This is a genomic window from Bacteroides congonensis, from assembly GCF_900130125.1.
GTDB classification, from domain to species: domain Bacteria; phylum Bacteroidota; class Bacteroidia; order Bacteroidales; family Bacteroidaceae; genus Bacteroides; species Bacteroides congonensis.
The window spans coordinates 782,847-805,214 of record NZ_FQXY01000008.1 but is presented as its reverse complement, the minus strand read 5'-3'; the positions used below and the strand labels follow the sequence as shown (position 1 = coordinate 805,214).

Genomic DNA, 22,368 nt, shown 5'->3' with positions numbered 1-22,368 from the left:
ATATGAGATTTCTTGTTTTTCTTTTGGCTATATGTAGCGTAGTAAGTGCACCTGCCAAGGTGGTACTTTCTTCGCTCTTCACAGACAACATGGTTTTGCAACAACAAACCGATGTACAAATATGGGGGATGGCGTCTCCTAAGAAAACGGTTTCTATCCGTCCTTCCTGGGATCAGAAGCTTTATACGATTCGGGCGGATGAAGCGGGAATGTGGCGTACGAGTTTGAAGACACCCGCTGCGGGAGGACCTTACTCGATCAGTTTAAGTGACGGTGAAGAGTTGCTGCTTCGTGATGTCCTGATTGGTGAGGTGTGGCTATGTGCCGGACAGTCGAATATGGAAATGCCTTTGATGGGAAAAGCCAACCAGCCTATTGCTGATGCAGTGGATATGATTGTCCGCGCCAAACCTTCACGACCGATACGGATTTGTACAATCGGGCAGGCGGGAGCGCGGAAACCACAAAAAGATTGCCAGGCACAATGGTTGAAGAATACTCCGGAAGTGGTATCTGAAGCGAGTGCAACTGCTTATTTTTTTGCAGACTATCTCCAAAAAGTACTTGATATGCCGGTTGGCATTATTGTCTCTTCATGGGGCGGAACCGCCATTCAGGCTTGGATGAGCCGTGAAGTATTAGCTCCGTTTAAGGCGTTCGACCTTCGTTTTCTTGACGACACCACGTCCATTGAACGACCGAAGTACAAACCTTGTATGCTTTACAATGCAATGATTGCTCCTGTCGAGCAATATACCATCAAGGGCTTTCTTTGGTATCAGGGCGAATCCAATCGTAAGGATCCGGATTTATATCGCAGGCTACAGCCGACTTTTGTCAAAATGTTGCGCGAAGCGTGGGGGCAAGGTGAATTGCCATTCTATTATGTCCAGATTGCTCCTTTTGCATATGAGGGGGCGGAACTGGTAGGAAGTGCTTTATTGCGTGAGGCACAATTGCTGAACTTGAAAGAGATTCCAAACAGTAATATGGTTGTAACAATGGATATCGGTAATCGTAATTGCATTCATCCGGCCCATAAACGTAAAGTCGGCGAAAGGTTGGCGTTGCTAGCTCTTTCGGGGAGCTATGGGTTGAAAGGTTTTGTTCCAGACACACCTGTCTATCAATCTATGGAGGTGGTCAAGGGTAAAGCGTACTTGACTTTTGATTGTGGCAGTGAAGGGCTTGCACCATTGGGAGCTACTATTTCCGGCGTGGAGGTGGCCGGGAGCGATCATGTGTTTTATCCTGCTACTGCACAGATTGAGAAATATACAGGACGTCTTGAAGTAAGTTGTGGGAAAGTTCCTGTTCCTGTGGCTGTCCGCTATTGTTTCCGGAATTATGAGCAAGGGACACTTTATAGCCGCTATGGCATTCCGGTGGCATCCTTTAGGACTGATACTTGGGAGGTGAAAGAATAATCTTCATACCCAAAATGGTTCGATTTCAGTACGGTTTTAAATGAAATATGAGTTGCTTAGGATAGATTCCGGAAACATGGTAGTTTCCATGTTAAGGATAGCTGTTTGTTTGTGCGAGAATACTCTCCCACAAACAAACAGGCATATCCCTGATATCATTATTTATATATTCCTTACAGCCATCATTAGGAAATTATCTAGTCAATGAACGAATACAACCCACTTCATCCTCCGAATAAGGTGTCCCATCACTACGGAAAATATCATGAAACCATAATGGCGGTTCAACAACATCAGGTAATGGAGTTTCCCATGCAAAGATCGTATTTGTTTTTCCTGCCACCAGCCCCCAGTTTATTGCACCTATATTTTCCTCCTTCAACATAGGCATAATATCCTGAAAAGTACTATTCTGAGTTCGTGCCATGTATTCCGTACAAATCATCGGACGCCCGTATTGTTTCAATGAATCTATCAGTTGCTTGTGCATATCCAAAGATTCATACGTATGATAAGTAATCACGTCCGAGTTTTCCAACTGGTATTTATTGAGATTGGTCAAATTCATATCCCATACTCCGGCAGACAGAGGTTGTGACGGATTAACCGTCCGTCCCCACGTAAATATTTTCTGCAATAAAGACAAACTCCTTTCACCATACCTGTAATTGCCCGAACCACCGGGTTCGTTATATAAATCCCATAACACGATTCTCTTGTCATCCTTAAAGGTAACCAGAATATCTTTCACATAACTTTCCAATACCGGAAGTATAGCTGCCGTATCGCCTTTATAATACAGATCACCCGGATCACGAACCCAGCCCGAATTATGCACTCCCGGTTGTGGCTCCGGTTGTCTGCCTGCCTGGCAAACAGGATTCCAGCAATCGTCCAAAAAGACAAAGATGGTAGAAATATGATGTTTATCGGCAATAGCGAGATATTCATTGATACGTTTCTTAAATCCTTCCTTATCCGTTTCCCAAAGCAAGTGGTGTAAATATACACGCATACAATTCATTCCGATTCCTGCCGCCCAACCAAGTTCGCGTTCTATTGTCACCGGATCGAAAGTATCCGCCTGCCACATTTCCAGTTGGTTGATAGCCGTACTCGGAATGAAATCACAGCCGCGAAGCCATCCCCATTGTTTATACCATTCATTAGCTTGTTCTTTTGTCCAGACTTCACGGACAGGAGTTGTTGTCTGATTACAAGAACCCAACAATATAACGCCAATAAAAAATGCTACTAATATATTTCTCATAAGATTTTATATTTCAATATTCTACAATATAAAAGTACTACTCAAAAACCGCTTTTCTGATACTGGCATTCCATGTGTCTCCAATATACATAACCCCGTTAGCATCCATGCATAATCCCGAAGGAGCACATAATTTTGCATCTTTGCCAACGCCATTTACAGCACCGGAACCATTGCCGCCAATGACAGTCGAAACTCCTGTGTCATTCACCATACGAATAGCATGATTGTCCTGATCAACAATATAAATATTACCTTCATCGTCCGAACACATCTGTTCCCCCCTCAAGAAACGGGCTTCGCCAAACGCACCGTCCCAATAACCAGTCTCGGTAGAAGTGTTCAGCCAAGTAACTTTGCCTGTCGTGACATCAATATATGCCAGTTCGGACGTCGACCTGATTTGCACATACAAATTATTCGTACCGGTAGCAACAGCAAGAGCCGTCGAAAACTCCTGGCTGCCATGCCGTTCGACCAATCCTATTGTTTTTGCAGTCCATGCCGAAGGGTCTATTTCTATAACAGTATTTGTCCATCCCTGCCGGGTATATAATTTACCCTTACTAGCAGTCAATCCAACACCCCAATAGCCGTCAATACCTGCTTCGACAGCTTTCACCTCGGTCGACCAGTTATTAGCCGGATCAACTACAATAAGTTGGATTGCCGTACCACCACATTCAGCTATTGTATAAAACTTCTTGGAAACATTATCATAAACAACACTTGTAAAGCCATATCCTCCCGCCACACGGTCATAACCGGCAAGGAAAGATACTTCACCTGTTTCCGACAAACGATAAAGTCCCAGTTCAGCCGGAATCCGGTCATCCGGAAAACGGCGTAAAAAGAGAATATTCTTTCCGGCGTCGTCAACAGCAATTGCCGAAGGCAATACATCCACTTTCAGATTTTCTATCCACCAACGTTTCTCGTACATAAAGTCATCGGTATAGGCTTCCTCCATTTTGTCCAATTTCACACTTATCTTACAAGTCTCGCTATTCGTTATTTTAGGCACTTTCACCTGTAATTCCGTATCACTTGCTGAAAGGATTTCGGCAACAGCAGTTCCGAAAGAAACACGCAGATTGGCCGCTATATCTCCGAAGTTTTCACCTTTGAGCGTTACTATATCTCCCTTTCCACCATTCTGCGGCTCAAATTCCGTCAGTCTTATAGGCAAGATGATGCCTGACTGAATAACATCGACCTTTACATTTCGATAATCAGGAGCAGTGAGAGTTATAGTCGCTTTTCTTCCTTGCTTTACTGTATTTTCATCCACACTGATAGTCAGAACCGATTCGTCTTCCGTTACGTTCTTCAAACTAAACCGGCACCAGGCTGTCGCTTCCGCAGGAGATATGCCAGTGGTTACTTCCAGATTAGAAAACAGGGTTATCTCCTTAGTGCTTGCAGCAGCCGCAAACGACTGGCTTAGCTCATCCTTATCAAGTGCCAAGTAAGGAGAAGCCTGTTCCTTATCTTCGCATCCTGTGAATAATAGCATCTGAGCTATTACACACATTCCATATAGAATTATGTACTTCATACTGTATCAGTTTTAATTACTTAATGCCGAGGAAAAATCAATAGACAATTGTCCGTCATTATCAACAATCCGATGTATCGTAAGCCGTTCACTGCCTCCCGGAGTATTAGGAGAATGGTACGAGATGCGTAAAACTCCATCAAAATCTTTAAAAATCATGGCATGCCCCCCATTATCATCCGGATTTAACGGTTGAGGATCCTGTATCCAAGGTCCGAGAATATTTCCCGATTGAGAGCGGGCTACGCCGATAGTATATTGCCCGTTCCCGTCCTTTCCCAACAAGAAACTGGACCATAGCATCAGAAGTTCACCATTGTTTGCCCTGTACAGGAATGGAGCGTCTGATACATAATACGAATTTCTAATAACCCAAGGCGCCGCACTTGCCGCAAACAAGGTCACCGGTTCGTCAGCCGCTTCTTTCAAGTCTTTTGTCAATTTCTGCGCGACAATAGTCCCATCGGAGATTTGCGTCCATTCATGGCTGAATACAATCCACGGATCCTTGTTTTCATCAACAAAAAGTGCAGCATCCAATGCTTGCCATCCATTAGGAGTAATCGGCCTGTTGACTAATGGAATAAACGGCCCTTCCGGTTTATCAGATACCAATACGGATGCTCCCCGTACTTCATCCGCCCCGCTGAAAGTAGCAAACATATAATACTTGCCTTCATAATAATAAAGGTCGGGAGCCCAGAAATCAGTCTTTCCCCAAAAACTTGCCGGTGCTTCAAAGCTGATTCCGGCCTTCCGCCAATCACGCAAATTACGGCTAACAGCCACGGCAATCTGATTGGCTGCCGTCGGATATAGCGCGTCGTCTGCATGAACATGCAAATAATATTTTTCAGATACGGGATCCGCAAAAATAAACGGATCACGCACACGGAATGAATTATACACTATCGGATAATCTTCCTCTACCGGTGGAACAGGCTCCGAAGGCTTGCCTTCCTGAGTAATAGAAATAGTGACAGGATAATCCTTTCCTGCCAGCTGCACGGCAAGTGACACGGAACGTTCTTCCTCACTTTCATTTTCCTTGACTGTTATCAGAAAACTTCCCGCTCCCTCACTTCTGCGAGGAGAAACTTTAGCCCATGTACCTATCCCTTTATGCACAATCTGCCATGGAGCATTAGCCTCTACTGTATATTCCTGCTCACCTCCTTCTGCTTCCACATGCCATTCTTGTAATCCATCTTCTATCTTAAAGAAAAAAGCCCCCTCCGCATCTTGCTTACATGATGCAACAAACATCAGTGTAGCTAATAAATTTATTATAATAAGCATATGTGTTTTCATATTAATTATTCCATCCATCATTTTGTACTAAATTTGAGTTCTTTTCCATTTCCGAAGCAGGTATCGCCCATTTCCAAAGATAATCACCACCCCACAAATAAGAATAGGTAGTATTTCCCCAGACTTCCATCAACCCGTTGCCTTCATAAAACTTTTTCTCTTTCCATGTTCCCCATCGGAGTTCATCGAAGAACATATATTCTTCAAAAGCCAATTCCCAATATCGCTCCTTACGGACACGTTGGCGCATATCGTCCAAGCCTTTTACTGTGGTATAATCGTTGGTATTCAACGCCTGTGCTCCTACTCTGCCGCGGACATCATTGACATAGGGTATGGCTTCTTCCCATTTTCCCTGTTCTGTCAGTGCTTCAGCCAGATTCAGAAGCACATCTGCATAACGGATCAATGGAATATCAATCGGCGAACGCTCCATTATCGTATGTTCCGTACCTTCATACACAAACTTCCGGATCAAGTAATAAAACTTATCATTAGTGTCCGTCCGGATATCATAAGGTTCGGCATCGTCAGAGCCCCGATATGGCCAGCGCAATGTATATGAGACTGCCGAGCCTGTCACACCACCCAGATATGTGGAATAAGGGGTTATCACATTCATAGCCAGGCGCGGATCCCTGCCTGCATAAGCGGCCTTAATACGCGCTTCATTTCCACTGGGAAGATATTGCTCCATATCAGCACCATAACTTCCCATTATTTTAATCTCCCCGTCAGTCAGGTTATCCCGCAAGAAAAATACGGAACGTTCTCTCGGAGTCATCGTAGAATAACCGGGAAGATAATCATCCCAGTCAAACGGTTTGCCGTCCGCACACTCATAACTGTCTATAAAGGCAGGATTCGGCAGATAATTGTTCCACCCTGAACCACTCGTTGTCCGGTTACCAAAAGCCCAATTAAAAACAGACCCGTAACCGGAAGGGTTTTCTATACAAGGAATGGTAAATATCATTTCATCACAACGTTCGTTAGCTTCCTTAAAAAGAGCTTTGTAATCTCCGAATAATGAATACCCCATCTTAGTGATTGCCCTGAAATCATCTTCCGCCTTATCATATTGTTTCAGCCACAAATAAGTTTTCCCCCGCAATGAATAGGCGGCAGCTTTTGTGATCCGTCCGTAGTCCGAGCTACCGGCAGCATACTTGGCAGGCAGGTTCGGTTCTTCGACACAAGCTGTCAGATCAGCCAGCACTGCATTCCAGATTTCCTGTTCTGTAGAACGCCCTTTTATACATTCCTCGGCTGTCACCGGTTCCAAATAAAGCGGGACTCCTTTCCATAAAATATTCATCCGATAATAATTATACGCCCGAAGAAACTTACACTCTGCAATATATTGCGCTTTCTTCCCGTCACTCATATCGGGTGTCTTTCCTATATTAGCTATTACATCATTAGCTCTGTGAATCAATTCATAATAACGCTTCCAGGCTGAGAGAAATTCTGTTGATGAAGGAGTGGCTACTCCGAAAAGCGTCGGTGTATGCCAAATCCAGTTACGGTCCATATCCATTATGCTGGAGCGATAATCATAAAAATGCAACTCGCCGTCATAGCCACTATTGGTCGCGTAATCGGCCCGCAAAGCGTTATATACTCCATTCACAACTTGAACTGCCAGCTCTGCGTTATCCCAAACTCCGGCTGTAGATATGACATTAGCCGGTTTCGTATCCAAAAAGTCTGCAGAACAAGCATAGACAAACAACATTAATATGCCGCCAAGTGTAATAATCGAGATAGTCTTTTTCATTGTCGTACAGATTAAAAATTAATATTAATACCTAACGCAAGCTGGCGCATTGTAACATATCCCATACCAGTCTGCATTTCCGGATCCATACCTGAGAATTTGGTTATAGTCAACAAGTTTTCACCTGAAAAATAGACACGTACTTTATTGGCATAAAACTTCCGTGTCCATGTTTGCGGAAGCGTATAACCAATAGTCAGGTTACGCAGTTTCAGGAAATTACCTTTTTCGAGATGCAATGTACTCGCTTCTGTTGCCTGATTGGTTTGATTAAGCGTCAGGCGTGAGTTCTTCGAATGTAAATTGGTACGAGGGTCGTCGGGATTCTCCGGATCATAAAAATAATGGTCTTTTTGAAGTTCTTTCGATAATCCATAGCCCAAAATCGTGGATGTGGAATTTTGTCCTACCGAATACCAATAAATGGAAAAGCCTGCCGCTCCCTGCCAATTCATGGAAACATCAAATCCTTTCCATGACACCGCGCCCTGCAATCCATAATAATATTTCGGAACTGACGATACTTTCTGAAATTTCTTATCATAGTCATTTCCATAAAGTCCGTCCCCGTTTATATCAGCATAAATATAATCGCCATACCATAAATTAGCCTTTCCTATTTTTTGGTTAGGATAGAATACGTAACCTTGATCTTGCATCGCTTTCAACCACTGCATATCCTGTTCCGTACGAATCATTCCGTCTTTAGGCCCTCCGGCAGGATTAACCAACCCGTTATTGAAGAAATAAGTGGCATCCCCCTTATAAGGCTCTTTCAGATAATATTCATTGATAATATGTCCTTCAATTATCCTGTTATCCCCGCCGTCAGACACATCTCCCAGATTCGACTTATAGACATAATTGCCGTTCCCGTCATATTCCCAGCTATTCTTTAAAGTTCCTTTAAATTTGCTGACATAATTCTTATTATAAGAGAAATTCCCGGAGAGAGAATAGGACCATTCATTGACACGGTCGTTCCAGTTCAATGTCAATTCAACGCCCTTATTGGTAACCTCGGCATAATTTTGACGGGCAGGTGTCTTGTTTCCCATCGTAGCATAAACACCCGGACGGTAAAGGATGCCATCGGTAACCTTATTGTAAATATCAAATTCTCCAACCAGCCTATTATTCAATATAGCGAAATCCAATCCGAGATTAGCCTGTGTCACACTCTCCCAACGCAATTTTTGATTAGCAATTACGGTCTGCGCCAATCCCGAGGTCAGTTTATCTCCAAAAATATAATTACTTCCGGAATAAGTAGCCTGCCATTCATAGTCTCCAATACTATTATTTCCTAACTTTCCCCACGACAAACGTACTTTCAGATTGTCAAAAGGCGAACCTTGCATGAATGATTCTTCCGAGACACGCCATCCACCGGAGAAAGACGGGAAAAATCCCCAACGGCTTTCCGGCGCAAAACGAGAGGAACCGTCGTAACGGGCATTTACTTCAAACAGGTATCTGCTTTTATAAGCATAGGTCAGACGACCGAAAAAAGAGCGGGAAGTATTTTCCCAGGTAGCTCCCGTTATATTGCTCAATTCCGTATATGTAGACAAGTCTGTCAAGCTTGCGTCGGCAGCTCCTTGTTTTGCCATATCCGTATTAAATCCCCAGTTACGTATGGCTTCATAGCCTGCAAGTGCTCCCAAATCATGTTTTCCAAAACTTCTAGTCCAATCCAATGTCTGTACGAAGCGCCATCTTTTGGATTCTTCCGAATAAACCGCTTTCGACATATTCTCTAAAGTTGTAGGTTGCTCCACCTGTTTGTCTCTTCTAAAACTATATCTCCCGACTTGCCTGGAAAGCCAGTCGGCATCATGGCGATAGCGCATATAGTCAAACTCAACATGATACACAAAATCTTTGAGGATTGTAGCATCTGCAAACATAGAAGTATTTAACTGTTCATATTTGAAAGAACCGCCCGAAGAAGCTAACAAATGAAGAGGGTTGGAAGATGTCGGATCTTCTTCTACCGCTTCGGGAAGTCCTAATTTTCCATCATATTCAGGATAAATATCCGGTGGAAGCTTCTGCCCATGTATTCCACCTGTAAAAGCATCCACTTCATTCCGATCCTGGTCTGTATGATAACCGTGCGAACGGTTGCCTATCTGCAACCAGTCCTTCACTTTCACAGTTATATTGGAGCGTATGTAATATTTCCGAAGCCCCGTATCTTGTATTAGTCCCGGGTTATCCAGGAAAGAACCGGAAAAATTATAATTCACATTGTCGGAAGCGCCAACAACCGAAATCGTATGTTCGCTCATTATTTTATTCTGAAACAGTTCTTTATACCAATCGGTATTCGGATAAGCGACATAGTTAGGATAACCGGACTCTGCAAGACCATTAGGATTTTTCGCCGCTTCTCTCCATTCTGTTATCGTGTTCTGGCTGAAAATATCACTTTGCCCGATATTCCGGGCTGATTCGTTCATTAATTCGAAATAATCGGCACTATTGCTCACAAGCTGAATCAGATTTGACGGTTGGTTCAAGGAAAACTTTCCTGAATAATTCACTGATGTCTTGCCTTTTTTCCCTTCCTTTGTGGTAATCATTATAACACCATTCGCCCCACGATTACCATAGATAGCACATGAAGCGGCATCTTTCAAGATGGAAATTGAAGCAACGTCATTGGGATTTATATCATTGAATGATAATTCCATCCCGTCAACCAATACTAAAGGGTTGGAATTGTTCAATGTTCCAATACCACGGATACGTATGGTCGCCATATCACTGTTGGGTTTACCGGACGATTGCAATGTCTGCACTCCTGCACTCATCCCGGACAATGCCATTGAAAGATTAGTCAAAGGACGGGAATCCAGTTCTTTTTCAACATTGATGGTTGAAACGGCTCCCGTCAAGTTTATCTTCTTTTGGGTTCCATACCCCACCACAACAACTTCATCCAATTGTTTCGAATCTTCTTTCATCGTCACATTCAATGTTATCGGCCCTGTGATTTTCTGTATATATGTGATATAGCCTATTGAAGTAAATTTCAGTGTCGAACCTTCCGGAACTTGCAACAGGTAGCTGCCGTCAAGACCGGTAATAGTTCCTTGTGTAGCCCCTTCTATCATAACGGTTACTCCCGGAAGCGTCTCACCCGATTCGTCCACTACTTTTCCTGTCACCTTGACCGTTCGTTTGTTCCCCTGTTGCCAAGACGAATTTCTGTTCAGTACAATTTGGCGTTTTTCAATGACGTAAGATACTCCCTCACCTTTAAACAGTTTATCCAATACCTGAGTCATCCTTTCATTTCTCACGGAGATATCCACTATACGGTTTACATCGACAATATCCTTATTGTACAGAAAACGATAGTTTGTCTGTTTTTCAATATTGGTCAAAACCTCCTCTACGGTCACATTTTTCAATCGCAATGTAATCTTGGCAGACTGTGCGCAAACAGGCATACTAATTGCTTGCAAGACAAGACAAAACAGCCATACTGCACAAAAATTCCCCATTTTTACATTCGCAGGTACATTAATTCTCTTTTTCATTTTCCTAATTGAAATAAGTTTCATACCTTTACATGTTTGGTTATTGGTTCTACAAATAAGTTGATTAACGAATAACTGAATCTTTGGAAAGGAAGGTGAGTCAGACCTTCCTTTTTTTATCAGTTGTCAGAAGCTAAATTTACTGATTATGTTTTTCCCATGACTTGTATTATTTAAAGGTTAATAAAAGTGTGTGTTTCTCTCGTTTCTACCAATAAGACGTTTCTAAAAATAAAAGCCACATCTCTTACCGCATTATTTTTTATCCGAACTATTTTTTCTTCAAACTATCGTTTATCCCAAATAATCTTTCTATTTTTACCCCAACAACAGAATTTCTACTGCAATACTATGTCAGATACCCAACAACATACCGCCAATGATCGTTTCCTGGTTATAGCATTGAAACAGGATGACCGACAGGCTTTTACCCGAATATTCCGTGCTTATTATAAAGACCTGGTGTTGTTTGGCGGTACATATATCCCGGAAAAATCAGTCTGTGAGGATATTGTACAAAATATATTTCTCAAATTATGGAATGACCGGAAGACACTGGAAATAGAACTCTCACTAAAAGCATATTTGCTGAAAGCGGTTCGGAATTATTGCCTGGACGAATTGCGGCATCGAAGAATTATAAACGAACATATTGCCTATGAGCTTAAATCCCCCTCTATTAATATAGATACGACAGAGAACTACATACTATACTCCGATTTATGCCAACAATTAAAAAATGCATTGGAACAATTGCCGCCTCAGGAAAGGGAAGTTTTTGAGATGAGCCGGTTGGAAAACATTAAATATCAAGAAATCGCAGATCGTCTGAATATCTCTGTCAGAACAGTGGAAGTACGTATCAGTAAGGCCTTGAAACAGCTTCGTATTTTATTGAAAGATTTTTATCTACTATTTTTTTTCTTTCTTTTCCACTAATGGATGTGGATTCTTCTTTCTGAAACGTCTATTATATATAAGGTAAAAATGCATATGATACATAAAGATTCGGACATAGAGATTATAATTTCCAAATACCTCTCGAAAGAGGCGACACAAGAAGATATCAAGGAATTGGAGATCTGGGTATCAGCTACTCCCGAAAACTACAAAAGCTTTCTTGTACAAAAAAACATATGGGAAGTTACCCATCCGGCTTTTAACCCGGAAGAGATAGACGTGGACAATGCACAAAGAAAAGTGATGGAACAGATTCGTCATAAAAGCCAACCGGTATCCGCTCGTCCCAAGTTGTCTTTCCTATATTATTGGCAGCAAATTGCAGCTATCTTGCTTCTCCCGTTGCTGATATTATCCGCTCATCTTTATTTTAAGCCTGATCCTCTAATCGCAGAAACTTACCAGGAATTATTTACTCCTTACGGCACTTGGTCGGTAGTGAATCTCCCCGATGGTTCGAAGGTATGGCTGAATGCCGGAAGTTCCCTGAAATATCCTGCCCAATTTAGAGGTAAAGAAAGGGTGGTTTCCATGCAAGGCGAAGCTTATTTTGAAGTAGAATCCGATAAAGAGCATCCTTTCATCGTAAAAACAAAAGGATTGGCAGTAGAAGCTACCGGCACTGCATTCAATGTTAATGCATATGCTCCTGATAATATAGCGGCAGTAACGTTGGTAAAAGGAAAAGTAGCGGTAACTCTCGATAGACAAAAGACAATTTCCCTTTCACCGGGAGAGAAAATTGATTACAATCTGGCAACTTCATTGTATAAGGTCAACAAAACCAATACATATAAATGGTGTTCATGGAAAGATGGAATACTCATTTTTAGGGATGATCCACTGGAATATGTATTCAAACGCCTGGGACAGACTTATAATGTGGAATTTATTCTGAAAGATCCTGAATTAGGCAAGTACTCCTATAAAGCAACTTTTGAAGGTGAGTCTCTGAATGAAATATTACGTTTACTTGAAATGAGCGCCCCTATTCGTTGCAAAGAAATCAGTAATAGAACCAATAATGACGGGAAACTTGAGAAACAACGTATAGAAGTGAGTAGAATTATGCAATAATAAACTAGAAAACGTTCCTAAGACATCCCAAAAGCGCCGTTACAGTATGTTCTAGCAAGGGATTATTCTCACTACAGTGAGAATAAATACTCATAGGTATGAGAAAAAGTTCTCACTGCAATGAGTATTTTTTCTCATCGCAGTGAGAATGCTTGAGAATTACTTCATCTTATACACCAACGTCCCACCCTTCACAATATCTTCATGTGATATTGAATTTTTCGTGTAAGGTTCTCCATTCAGTGTAATGCTATCCACATACAGATGTTCTTTTGACAAGTTCTCTGCAATAACAGTGAAAGTCTTTCCGTCAGCTAAATGCAGTACCATCTTCGGCAATTGCGGAGCACCGAATACATATTCCCCGCTCACCGGATCTACCGGATAGAATCCCATTGCGCTAAGCATATACCAGGCTGACATCTGACCACAGTCATCGTTGCCACAAAGTCCGTCGGGTTTATTCTTGTATTGGGTATCGAAGATTTCACGAACCAACTCTTGCGTACGTTCCGGACGACCGGCCAATGCATATAAATAAGTGACATGGTGGCTCGGTTCGTTGCCGTGAGCATACTGCCCGATCAAACCTGTCACATCCGACAGGCTTTCACCTTCGAGCTTAACTGTGAACAAAGAATCCAATTTGTTCAGGAAAGGTTTTTCACCGCCAAACAAACTGATTAATCCCGGCACATCGTGCTGTACATGCCAGGTATATTGCCATGCATTCCCCTCAGTATAGTCACCGCCAATACTTTCGGAATGTCCCAACGCACTTGGATTAAACGGAGCTTTCCAAGTTCCGTCAGCCTTACGCGGACGCATAAATTGAGTTTCCGAATCGAAGAGGTTCTTATAATAATCCGCACGTTTTGCGAAATAAGCGGCATCTTCCTCTTTTCCCATACGGCGTGCCATGTCGGCAGCGGCATAATCATCATACACTGACTCCAGTGTAGAAGATACCGACTCCGCTTTTATCAGGTCGGTCGGGAAATATCCGTATTTTGTATAAACTTCCCAGTTCGACTTCAATGGATGAGAGACTGTCTGAGTTTTCTTTATCATATTGAAAGCACGTTCGGCATCAAAACCACGGAATCCCTTACGATAGGCTTCAGCAATAACTGATACACCATGATTGCCAATCATACAGAAATTTTCTTTACCCCACAACGCCCAGATAGGCAGGAAGCCTTGTACTTCACCTTGCTCTATCAACGAATTTACAAAACCATCCACACGTTCGGGAATCACTAATGTATAGAACGGATGAGCGGCACGATAGGTATCCCATAAAGAGAATGTAGAGTAGAAAGTTCCTGTTCCGGCTTTCACAATGGAGTCGGCAGCATTGCGATACATACCGTCTACATCTGAAATCTGGTTCGGCTGAATCAGTGCATGATAGAAACAGGTATAGAAATTGGTCTTTTCATCGTCAGTACCTTCTATTTCAATACGGCTCAGATAGTTATTCCATTCATTATGGGCGGCAGTTTTCACTCCGTCAAAGTCCCATGCAGGAATTTCGGCTTCCAGGTTCTTTTTTGCTCCGTCTACACTGGTTGTAGAAAGGGCTACTTTCATCATCAGTTCCTCTCCCGGCTGCATGTCAAAAGTGGCAACGATACGTTTGCCTTTTTCTGTTTCGCCCATCGGAAGATAAAGAGAATCTATAACAGGGCGGTTGAACTTCATCACAAAGAAATAGTCCTGATCTACCCACACAGTGTTATTGACGTGTCCGGTCAGTGTCTGTGCGTCTTCCCAGTTTACTTCACAACTGTTCACTTGGGAATGGTATTGTTCTTCTCTCCATGCAGGCCCATGCTGCAAGTCGATCAAGACAGAAGCCGAATCGGCTTTAAGATAAGTGTAACGATGCAGAGCCGCGTGGATAGAAGCAGTCAGTTCCGCTTTCACCTGAGGATCGGAAAGTTCAACCGTATAATAACCCGGAGTGGCAGCTTCCTTATCTTTGGAGAAATGGCTACGATAAGCATCCCATGCACGGGCACGTGTACCAGTGGCGGGCATTACCAGAATATCTCCCAAATCCATGCATCCCGTTCCGTTCAGATGGGTCTGGGTGAATCCCCAAATCAACGTATCCTGATAAACATATTCGGAACAGTATCTCCAACCGACCGCACCTGTCACAGGACTGGTCTGCACCATTCCGAAAGGATAACAAGCACCGGGAAACGTATGACCATTATCAGCGGCACCAATAAAGGTATTAACGTATTGAGTATAATCCTGCGTTTCCGTTTTTTCTGTCGGGGTGCAGGAAGAATAAAAGAATAAGCCTGCCAAAGCAGTGGTTACCAAAGGGATTTTTCTTTTCATGCAAATATAGTGTTAAGTTAATGTCGCATCACATACCATGCCACAAAATTAAAGATTTCTTCCCATTTAAGACGACTGCATATTGACAAATATACTTAAATCTTAAACGAAAGAAGATCTGATTTATATAGATTCATTGTGATAAAACAAAAAATCGTACGACTTATTGGATAAATATCAACTCAATTATTTATCTTTGTTAGCTTAATAATAAGCTGGCGCAAAAAAACAATAAGTACAATGAAAGATTTCTTGAAATTCACACTTGCCACGGTGACAGGTATCATTTTGTCAAGTATTGTATTATTTATTATCAGCATGGTGACGCTGTTCGGTATCATGTCTGCTTCGGATACAGAAACGATAGTAAAAAAGAATTCTGTAATGATGCTCGACTTGAACGGTACGTTAGTGGAACGTACGCAAGAAGACCCGTTGGGCATTTTATCCCAGTTATTCGGTGACGGGTCTAATACATATGGACTGGACGACATTCTTTCGTCTATCAAAAAGGCCAAAGAGAATGAAAACATCAAAGGGATTTATTTGCAGGCAAGTTCATTGGGCGCATCCTACGCTTCTTTACAGGAGATTCGTAACGCATTGCTTGAATTTAAGGAAAGCGGGAAATTCATCATTGCTTATGGTGACTCTTATACTCAAGGACTTTATTATCTTTCCAGTGTAGCCGACAAGGTACTGCTTAATCCCAAAGGCATGATCGAATGGCGGGGTATCGCTTCCGCTCCTCTTTTCTATAAAGATCTTCTTCAGAAAATCGGTGTGGAGATGCAGGTATTCAAAGTAGGAACCTATAAATCCGCTGTTGAGCCGTTCATCGCCACTGAGATGAGCCCGGCCAACCGCGAACAAGTAACAGTTTTCATCAATTCCATTTGGGGACAAGTGACTGAAGGAGTAGCTGCCAGCCGTAGTCTTCCGGTCGATTCCCTCAATGCTTATGCAGACCGTATGTTAATGTTCTATCCGGCAGAAGAAAGCGTGAAATGCGGATTGGCTGATACATTAATTTATCGCAATGACGTACGCAACTATCTCAAGGAGATGGTGGAAATAGACAAGGATGACCGCCTTCCTGTATTGGGACTGGCAGATATGATTAATGTAAGAAAGAATGTTCCTAAAGATAAAAGTGGCAATATCGTTGCCGTTTATTATGCATCCGGTGAAATCACAGACTATCCCAGTTCTTCGGCTTCCGAAGAAGGCATCGTAGGCCCTAAAGTAAGCCGTGATTTGCGTAAGTTGAAAGAAGATGACGATGTGAAGGCCGTTGTACTCCGGGTTAATTCTCCGGGTGGAAGTGCTTTTGCTTCGGAACAAATCTGGCATGCAGTAAAAGAGTTGAAAGCGAAAAAGCCAGTTATTGTTTCCATGGGTGACTATGCGGCATCAGGAGGATATTATATCTCTTGTGTAGCCGATACGATTGTTGCCGAACCCACTACGCTGACCGGTTCTATCGGCATCTTCGGAATGATTCCGAATGTAAAAGGCCTGACAGAAAAAATAGGCCTGACTTATGATGTGGTAAAAACCAATAAATATTCAGATTTCGGAAATATTATGCGTCCTTTCAATGAGAGTGAGAAGTCATTGTTGCAAATGATGATTACTCAGGGATATGACACATTCGTAGGCAGATGTGCCGAAGGACGCCATATGACAAAGGAAGCAATCGAAAAGATTGCCGAAGGACGTGTGTGGACAGGTGAAACAGCCAAAGAGTTAGGCTTGGTAGATGAGCTCGGAGGTATTGACAAGGCGTTGAATATTGCCGTAGCAAAAGCGGGTATTGAGGGATACACCGTAGTATCTTATCCGGCCAAACAGGATTTTCTGTCTTCTCTACTCGATACGAAGCCGACTAATTATGTTGAATCCCAACTTCTGAAAAGTAAATTGGGCGAGTATTACCAACAATTCGGCTTACTGAAGAATTTAAAAGAACAATCCATGATTCAGGCACGCATTCCGTTCGAACTGAATATAAAATAAACCGTACTGCATGGACGAGCACTTTTTCAAAATACATAAATGGCTATATCCTGTCTCGTGGATATACGGAGCAGTGGTAATCATAAGAAATAAGCTCTTTGACTGGGGATTGTTCCGGTCGAAGAGTTTCGACGTTCCTGTCATCTGTGTTGGTAATCTGTCTGTAGGCGGAACAGGGAAAACTCCTCATACCGAATATTTGATAAAGTTGCTTCATGACAAATATCAGGTGGCTGTACTAAGTCGCGGATACAAACGGCGTACACAAGGTTATGTGCTCGCTACTCCCCAAAGTACTGCCAGGACGATTGGTGACGAGCCTTATCAGATGTACACTAAGTTTCCGTCCGTCACGTTGGCTGTTGACGAAAACCGTTGCCATGGAATAGAGAAATTACTTGCCTTGAAAAAGCCTGCTGTAGATGTCGTCTTACTGGATGACGCTTTTCAGCATCGCTATGTCAAACCGGGATTAAGTATTCTATTGACTGATTATCACCGCCTTTTCTGTGATGATGCACTGCTTCCGGCAGGACGTTTACGAGAGCCTGTCAGTGGAAAGAACCGGGCACAAATCATAATCGTTACCAAATGTCCGCAGGACATCAAACCTATTGATTACAATATTATCACTAAACGGCTGAACCTTTACCCGTATCAGCAGTTGTTCTTCTCATCGTTCCGTTATGGAAACCTGCAACCTATATTCCGGCAGGAAGTTAGAGAAGCTGATGCGAATATGGCTACGGCAAGCAAAGAAATCTCTTTGTCTTCATTAACGGCTACGGAGGTATTATTAGTGACAGGTATTGCATCACCTGCTCCCATTATGGAAAGGTTGGACGGTTGCGCAAAACAGATAGAGACACTATCTTTTGGCGACCACCATGATTTTACTCACAGAGATATGCAGCAGATAAAGGAACGGTTCAAAGGATTAACAGGCGAAAAACGATTGATAATCACAACCGAGAAGGATGCGACACGTTTGGTTAATCATCCGGGATTGGACGAAGATTTGAAACCGTTTATTTATGCTCTGCCCATTGAAATAGAAATATTACAAAATCAACAAGATAAATTTAACCAACATATTATTGACTATGTTAGAGAAAATACAAGAAACCGCAGCTTATCTTAAAGAGAAGATGCACACGAGTCCCGAGACAGCCATTATCCTAGGCACCGGACTTGGCAGTTTAGCGAACGAAATCACCGAGAAGTACGAAATAAAGTATTCGGATATTCCGAACTTCCCAGTATCTACCGTCGAAGGCCACAGCGGCAAGCTGATTTTCGGTAAATTAGGCAATAAAGATATTATGGCTATGCAAGGCCGTTTCCACTACTACGAAGGTTATTCGATGAAGGAAGTTACTTTCCCTGTACGTGTGATGCGCGAATTGGGTATCAAGACATTATTTGTATCCAATGCCAGTGGCGGTACGAATGCAGACTTTGAAATCGGTGACCTGATGATTATCACCGATCATATCAACTACTTCCCCGAACATCCGCTTCGTGGAAAAAACATTCCGTATGGTCCCCGTTTCCCGGATATGAGCGAAGCGTACAGCAAAGAACTAATCCGTAAAGCTGACGAAATTGCGAAAGAGAAAGGTATCAAGGTACAACATGGTATATATATTGGCACTCAAGGCCCTACCTTCGAAACTCCCGCTGAATATAAATTATTCCATATCTTAGGTGCTGATGCCGTAGGTATGTCTACCGTTCCTGAAGTGATAGTCGCGAACCATTGCGGAATCAAGGTTTTCGGTATTTCCGTTATTACCGACTTGGGAGTAGAAGGGAAAATCGTAGAAGTAACGCACGAAGAAGTCCAGAAAGCTGCTGACGCCGCCCAACCGAAAATGACGACTATCATGCGTGAACTAATCAACCGTGCCTAAACATTAAACCCGATTTATGAGAACTGAAATAGCTACTCTCGGTGAGTTCGGTCTAATCGACCGTCTCACCGAGGGAATCAAACTGGAAAATGAATCCAGTAAATATGGAGTGGGTGACGACGCCGCAGTCCTCTCCTACCCATCCGAGAAACAAATACTGGTAACCACTGATTTACTTATGGAAGGCGTACATTTCGACCTGACATATGTTCCTTTGAAGCACTTGGGCTATAAGTCTGCCGTAGTCAACTTCTCCGACATTTACGCCATGAACGGCACTCCCAGGCAAATAACAGTGTCTCTCGGAGTATCCAAACGTTTCAGCGTAGAAGATATGGACGAGCTTTATGCAGGTATCCGCCTGGCTTGCCAACAATACAATGTCGATATTGTAGGTGGGGATACGACTTCTTCCCTTACCGGACTTACCATCAGTATTACTTGCATAGGTGACGCGGATAAGGATAAAGTAGTCTATCGCAACGGAGCTAAAGAGACAGACCTGATCTGTGTCAGCGGTGACCTGGGTGGAGCCTACATGGGACTTCAACTCCTGGAACGTGAAAAGAGCGTATTAAAAGGTGAAAAAGATGTGCAACCGGACTTCACCGGCAAAGAATACTTATTGGAACGTCAACTGAAACCTGAAGCCCGTAAGGACATTATCGAGAAACTTGCTGCTGCCAACATCATCCCGACTTCCATGATGGATGTTTCCGATGGTTTATCATCAGAGCTCATGCACATCTGTAAACAGAGCAATGCCGGCTGTCGTGTTTACGAGGAACATATCCCTATCGACTATCAGACTGCTGTTATGGCAGAAGAATTCAATATGAATCTTACGACTTGCGCTATGAATGGCGGCGAAGATTATGAGCTTCTCTTCACCGTACCTATTGCCGAGCATGAGAAAGTATCGCAAATGGAAGGTATCCGCCTCATCGGTCACATCACTAAACCGGAGTTAGGCTGTGCTTTGGTCACCCGCGACGGACAAGAGTTTGAATTAAAAGCACAGGGATGGAATCCATTAAAAGAAGATAAATAAAATATTCAGCATACAGCAAAATATTTTCACTCTATATAACACTGATAATAAGCCGACTAACTTTTTATCAGTGTTTTTTATTTCTGAAAGGCTTGCAGAATCCAAAAGTTTCACTACCTTTGCACCCGCAAATGAGAAATTACTAAACCAATAATCACAAGGTGCCATAGCTCAGTTGGTAGAGCAAAGGACTGAAAATCCTTGTGTCCCCGGTTCGATTCCTGGTGGCACCACTTTGAAGAAAAGCAAAAGACAGTAAAATCCTGATTTCCAAACGAAATCGGGATTTTTTGTTTTCCGGCGGAACGCAAAAAGCGGCAGAATATTACAGTTGCTGGTGTTCCAAAAGGTGGAGCAAAATAGGTGGAGTACATATCTCCACCGAATAAGCTTACTTCTCTCTGATTTGCAATATTTTGCGTATCAAGAAAGCGTGCATGGTTTCCTACTTTTGTACAACGAAAAACTGTAGGAACATGAAAAGAGACTCATTCAATGTGCTTTTCTTCATTAAGAAAGCCAAGCTGCTGAAAAACGGGGAAGCCTCCGTGTGTATGCGCATTACCGTGAACGGTGCGCGAGTGGAAAACAACATCCGCAAGAGCATTGAGCCTGCCTTGTGGAATCAGGCGAAGGAGTGCGCCAAAGGGAAAAGCCGCAAATCCTGCGACTTGAATGCGTATATTGAGGATGCAAGAATCAAACTCCACCAGACTTTCAATGAACTGGAGGAACAAGGACAGTTCATCACCGCTCGCCTGTTGCAGGAAAAGTTCTTCGGACAAGACCAAGCACCCAAAGCTGTCCGCACTCTTATCCAGACCATCCAAGAACATAACGACCAATGCCGTGAACTTGTCGGTAAGGACTATGCCTTGATTACCGTTCGCCGCTATGAGAGTTGCAAGCGTTACCTTACAGAACTTATCAAACTGAAATACGGTAAGGAGGATTTGCCATTGTCGGAAGTCAATGGCGAACTGGTACGTGCCTTTGAGTTCTACCTCAAAACAGAGAAGGAATGCCAACAGAATACGGTTATCCGTTACATGAAGTGTCTGAAGAAAATAACCAACCTTGCGCTTGCTAACGAATGGATAACCAAAGACCCGTTCATCGGCATCAAGTTTCATGAGAAAGAAGTTATCCGCGAGTTCTTGACAATGGACGAACTGCTCACCATTTATCACAAGGAGTTTTCGTTAGAGCGTATCACAGTTGTCCGTGATGTTTTCACCTTTGCGGCTTTCACTGGGCTAGCCTTCATAGACGTGCAACAACTGGCACCGGAACATATCGTAGAAGACTCCAACGGCAACCTATGGATTCGCAAGCCTCGCCAAAAGACGAAGAATATGTGCAACATTCCTTTGCTTGATATTCCATTGGAGATTCTCCGTAAATATGCGGAACATCCGGCTTGCCAAAAGAAAAACAGATTGCTGCCAGTTCCCTGCAATCAGAAAATGAACAGCTATCTGAAAGAAATCGCAGACTTATGTCTGATAAACAAGACTTTGACCACACACGTGGCCCGCCACTCGTATGCGACATCAGTCTGCCTTGCCAACGGTGTGAGCATAGAGAATGTGGCAAAAATGCTCGGTCACTCCAATATAAAAATGACACAGCACTATGCACGTGTACTTGATTCCTCTATTCTGAGAGATATGAATAATGTAAAGAGCGTAATGTCTAAAGTAATGCGATAGATATGGATAGAGGAATAATTTCAATCAGTGAAACGGGTGCAGTCACTATGCCTATTGCATCTGTATGGATGACGCAATTTGAGATTGCCGACTTGTTCGGGATATTCTCGTGCGATATACGTAAGGCGATTCATTCCATATACAAGAATAAGGAACTGGACGAGGTTGAAACACAGAAGTATGTCAGACAGGCTGATGGTATCAGTTATGATGTTTACAATCTTGAAATGATTATAGCTGTTGCATTCAGGATATGCAGTAGAGAAAGTACATTGTTCAGACGGTTTGCAATAACTGAAATCTGCGCCACTAAAAGAGTAACACCGATAACATTGTTTATTTCTTATAGCAGAGGTAACAACCTATGGTATAGTTGAAGTACAT

15 protein-coding genes and 1 tRNA gene are annotated in these 22,368 nt (G+C 42.8%); 10 read left to right on the top strand and 6 right to left on the bottom strand.

Going from position 1 to position 22,368, the window contains the following annotated elements; all coding sequences use genetic code 11:
* Nucleotides 1-2 precede the first annotated feature (2 nt).
* Nucleotides 3-1,427, top strand: coding sequence for a sialate O-acetylesterase (locus BQ7997_RS06630; RefSeq protein WP_073344711.1), 1,425 nt, complete (start codon nt 3-5; stop codon nt 1,425-1,427).
* A gap of 193 nt (nt 1,428-1,620) precedes the next feature.
* On the opposite strand, the gene BQ7997_RS06625 is transcribed toward BQ7997_RS06630, so the two are convergent.
* Genes BQ7997_RS06625 through BQ7997_RS06600 form a run of 5 tightly spaced genes read right to left on the bottom strand, consistent with a single transcriptional unit; the run spans nt 1,621 to nt 10,921 of the window.
* Nucleotides 1,621-2,697 carry a cellulase family glycosylhydrolase gene (locus tag BQ7997_RS06625; RefSeq protein ID WP_073344708.1) on the bottom strand — a complete coding sequence of 359 codons (1,077 nt, stop codon included), beginning with the start codon at nt 2,695-2,697 and terminating at the stop codon, nt 1,621-1,623.
* 37 nt (nt 2,698-2,734) lie between these two features.
* Nucleotides 2,735-4,255, bottom strand: a complete 1,521-nt coding sequence (locus tag BQ7997_RS06620; protein ID WP_083589184.1) for an IPT/TIG domain-containing protein — start codon at nt 4,253-4,255, stop codon at nt 2,735-2,737.
* Nucleotides 4,256-4,267: 12 nt separating this feature from the next.
* Entirely contained in the window at nt 4,268-5,554 is a 1,287-nt protein-coding gene (locus tag BQ7997_RS06615; protein WP_159436749.1) for a family 43 glycosylhydrolase, read from the bottom strand.
* Between the two features lie 13 nt (nt 5,555-5,567).
* The gene (locus BQ7997_RS06605; RefSeq protein WP_073344703.1) at nt 5,568-7,346 is read right to left on the bottom strand and encodes a RagB/SusD family nutrient uptake outer membrane protein; all 1,779 of its coding nucleotides are present in this window, start codon (nt 7,344-7,346) and stop codon (nt 5,568-5,570) included.
* Between the two features lie 11 nt (nt 7,347-7,357).
* Nucleotides 7,358-10,921: a TonB-dependent receptor gene (locus tag BQ7997_RS06600; protein ID WP_083589181.1), complete on the bottom strand. Its 3,564-nt coding sequence runs from the start codon at nt 10,919-10,921 to the stop codon at nt 7,358-7,360.
* Nucleotides 10,922-11,248: 327 nt separating this feature from the next.
* On the opposite strand from BQ7997_RS06600, the gene BQ7997_RS06595 reads away from it, so the two are divergent.
* Nucleotides 11,249-11,836 (top strand): RNA polymerase sigma-70 factor, encoded by a 588-nt coding sequence (locus BQ7997_RS06595; protein ID WP_073344698.1) that lies wholly within the window; start codon nt 11,249-11,251, stop codon nt 11,834-11,836.
* A 54-nt stretch (nt 11,837-11,890) separates the two neighbouring features.
* Nucleotides 11,891-12,934, top strand: a complete 1,044-nt coding sequence (locus BQ7997_RS06590) for a FecR family protein (protein WP_022138076.1) — start codon at nt 11,891-11,893, stop codon at nt 12,932-12,934.
* Between the two features lie 159 nt (nt 12,935-13,093).
* Here BQ7997_RS06590 and BQ7997_RS06585 read toward each other — a convergent pair whose 3' ends face one another.
* Nucleotides 13,094-15,289, bottom strand: a complete 2,196-nt coding sequence (locus BQ7997_RS06585) for a GH92 family glycosyl hydrolase (RefSeq protein WP_073344695.1) — start codon at nt 15,287-15,289, stop codon at nt 13,094-13,096.
* 240 nt (nt 15,290-15,529) lie between these two features.
* Between BQ7997_RS06585 and sppA the strand changes: the two genes are divergently transcribed.
* The 7 genes from sppA to BQ7997_RS06545 all read left to right on the top strand — a co-directional run bounded on the left by sppA (nt 15,530) and on the right by BQ7997_RS06545 (nt 22,361).
* The gene (gene sppA, locus BQ7997_RS06580; protein WP_073344693.1) at nt 15,530-17,308 is read left to right on the top strand and encodes a signal peptide peptidase SppA; all 1,779 of its coding nucleotides are present in this window, start codon (nt 15,530-15,532) and stop codon (nt 17,306-17,308) included.
* Between the two features lie 10 nt (nt 17,309-17,318).
* Entirely contained in the window at nt 17,319-18,449 is a 1,131-nt protein-coding gene (gene lpxK / locus BQ7997_RS06575) for a tetraacyldisaccharide 4'-kinase (RefSeq protein ID WP_073344690.1), read from the top strand.
* Nucleotides 18,412-19,221 (top strand): purine-nucleoside phosphorylase, encoded by an 810-nt coding sequence (locus BQ7997_RS06570; protein ID WP_044655499.1) that lies wholly within the window; start codon nt 18,412-18,414, stop codon nt 19,219-19,221. The genes lpxK and BQ7997_RS06570 overlap by 38 nt, the downstream gene beginning before the upstream one ends.
* A gap of 16 nt (nt 19,222-19,237) precedes the next feature.
* The gene (gene thiL, locus BQ7997_RS06565) at nt 19,238-20,272 is read left to right on the top strand and encodes a thiamine-phosphate kinase (RefSeq protein WP_073344687.1); all 1,035 of its coding nucleotides are present in this window, start codon (nt 19,238-19,240) and stop codon (nt 20,270-20,272) included.
* A 160-nt stretch (nt 20,273-20,432) separates the two neighbouring features.
* Nucleotides 20,433-20,505, top strand: a tRNA-Phe gene (locus BQ7997_RS06555).
* A gap of 243 nt (nt 20,506-20,748) precedes the next feature.
* Nucleotides 20,749-21,984: a site-specific integrase gene (locus BQ7997_RS06550; RefSeq protein WP_073344681.1), complete on the top strand. Its 1,236-nt coding sequence runs from the start codon at nt 20,749-20,751 to the stop codon at nt 21,982-21,984.
* A gap of 2 nt (nt 21,985-21,986) precedes the next feature.
* Nucleotides 21,987-22,361, top strand: coding sequence for a virulence RhuM family protein (locus tag BQ7997_RS06545; protein ID WP_073344678.1), 375 nt, complete (start codon nt 21,987-21,989; stop codon nt 22,359-22,361).
* The last annotated feature ends 7 nt before the right edge of the window (nt 22,362-22,368 follow it).

Coding starts and splice junctions, on each gene's coding strand:
- BQ7997_RS06545 (WP_073344678.1), top strand. CDS start 21,987: ATGGATAGAGGAATAATTTCAATCAGTGAAACGGGTGCAGTCACTATG.
- thiL (WP_073344687.1), top strand. CDS start 19,238: ATGAGAACTGAAATAGCTACTCTCGGTGAGTTCGGTCTAATCGACCGT.
- sppA (WP_073344693.1), top strand. CDS start 15,530: ATGAAAGATTTCTTGAAATTCACACTTGCCACGGTGACAGGTATCATT.
- lpxK (WP_073344690.1), top strand. CDS start 17,319: ATGGACGAGCACTTTTTCAAAATACATAAATGGCTATATCCTGTCTCG.
- BQ7997_RS06605 (WP_073344703.1), bottom strand. CDS start 7,346: ATGAAAAAGACTATCTCGATTATTACACTTGGCGGCATATTAATGTTG.
- BQ7997_RS06615 (WP_159436749.1), bottom strand. CDS start 5,554: ATGCTTATTATAATAAATTTATTAGCTACACTGATGTTTGTTGCATCA.
- BQ7997_RS06590 (WP_022138076.1), top strand. CDS start 11,891: ATGATACATAAAGATTCGGACATAGAGATTATAATTTCCAAATACCTC.
- BQ7997_RS06600 (WP_083589181.1), bottom strand. CDS start 10,921: ATGAAACTTATTTCAATTAGGAAAATGAAAAAGAGAATTAATGTACCT.
- BQ7997_RS06595 (WP_073344698.1), top strand. CDS start 11,249: ATGTCAGATACCCAACAACATACCGCCAATGATCGTTTCCTGGTTATA.
- BQ7997_RS06625 (WP_073344708.1), bottom strand. CDS start 2,697: ATGAGAAATATATTAGTAGCATTTTTTATTGGCGTTATATTGTTGGGT.
- BQ7997_RS06550 (WP_073344681.1), top strand. CDS start 20,749: ATGAAAAGAGACTCATTCAATGTGCTTTTCTTCATTAAGAAAGCCAAG.
- BQ7997_RS06570 (WP_044655499.1), top strand. CDS start 18,412: ATGTTAGAGAAAATACAAGAAACCGCAGCTTATCTTAAAGAGAAGATG.
- BQ7997_RS06630 (WP_073344711.1), top strand. CDS start 3: ATGAGATTTCTTGTTTTTCTTTTGGCTATATGTAGCGTAGTAAGTGCA.
- BQ7997_RS06585 (WP_073344695.1), bottom strand. CDS start 15,289: ATGAAAAGAAAAATCCCTTTGGTAACCACTGCTTTGGCAGGCTTATTC.
- BQ7997_RS06620 (WP_083589184.1), bottom strand. CDS start 4,255: ATGAAGTACATAATTCTATATGGAATGTGTGTAATAGCTCAGATGCTA.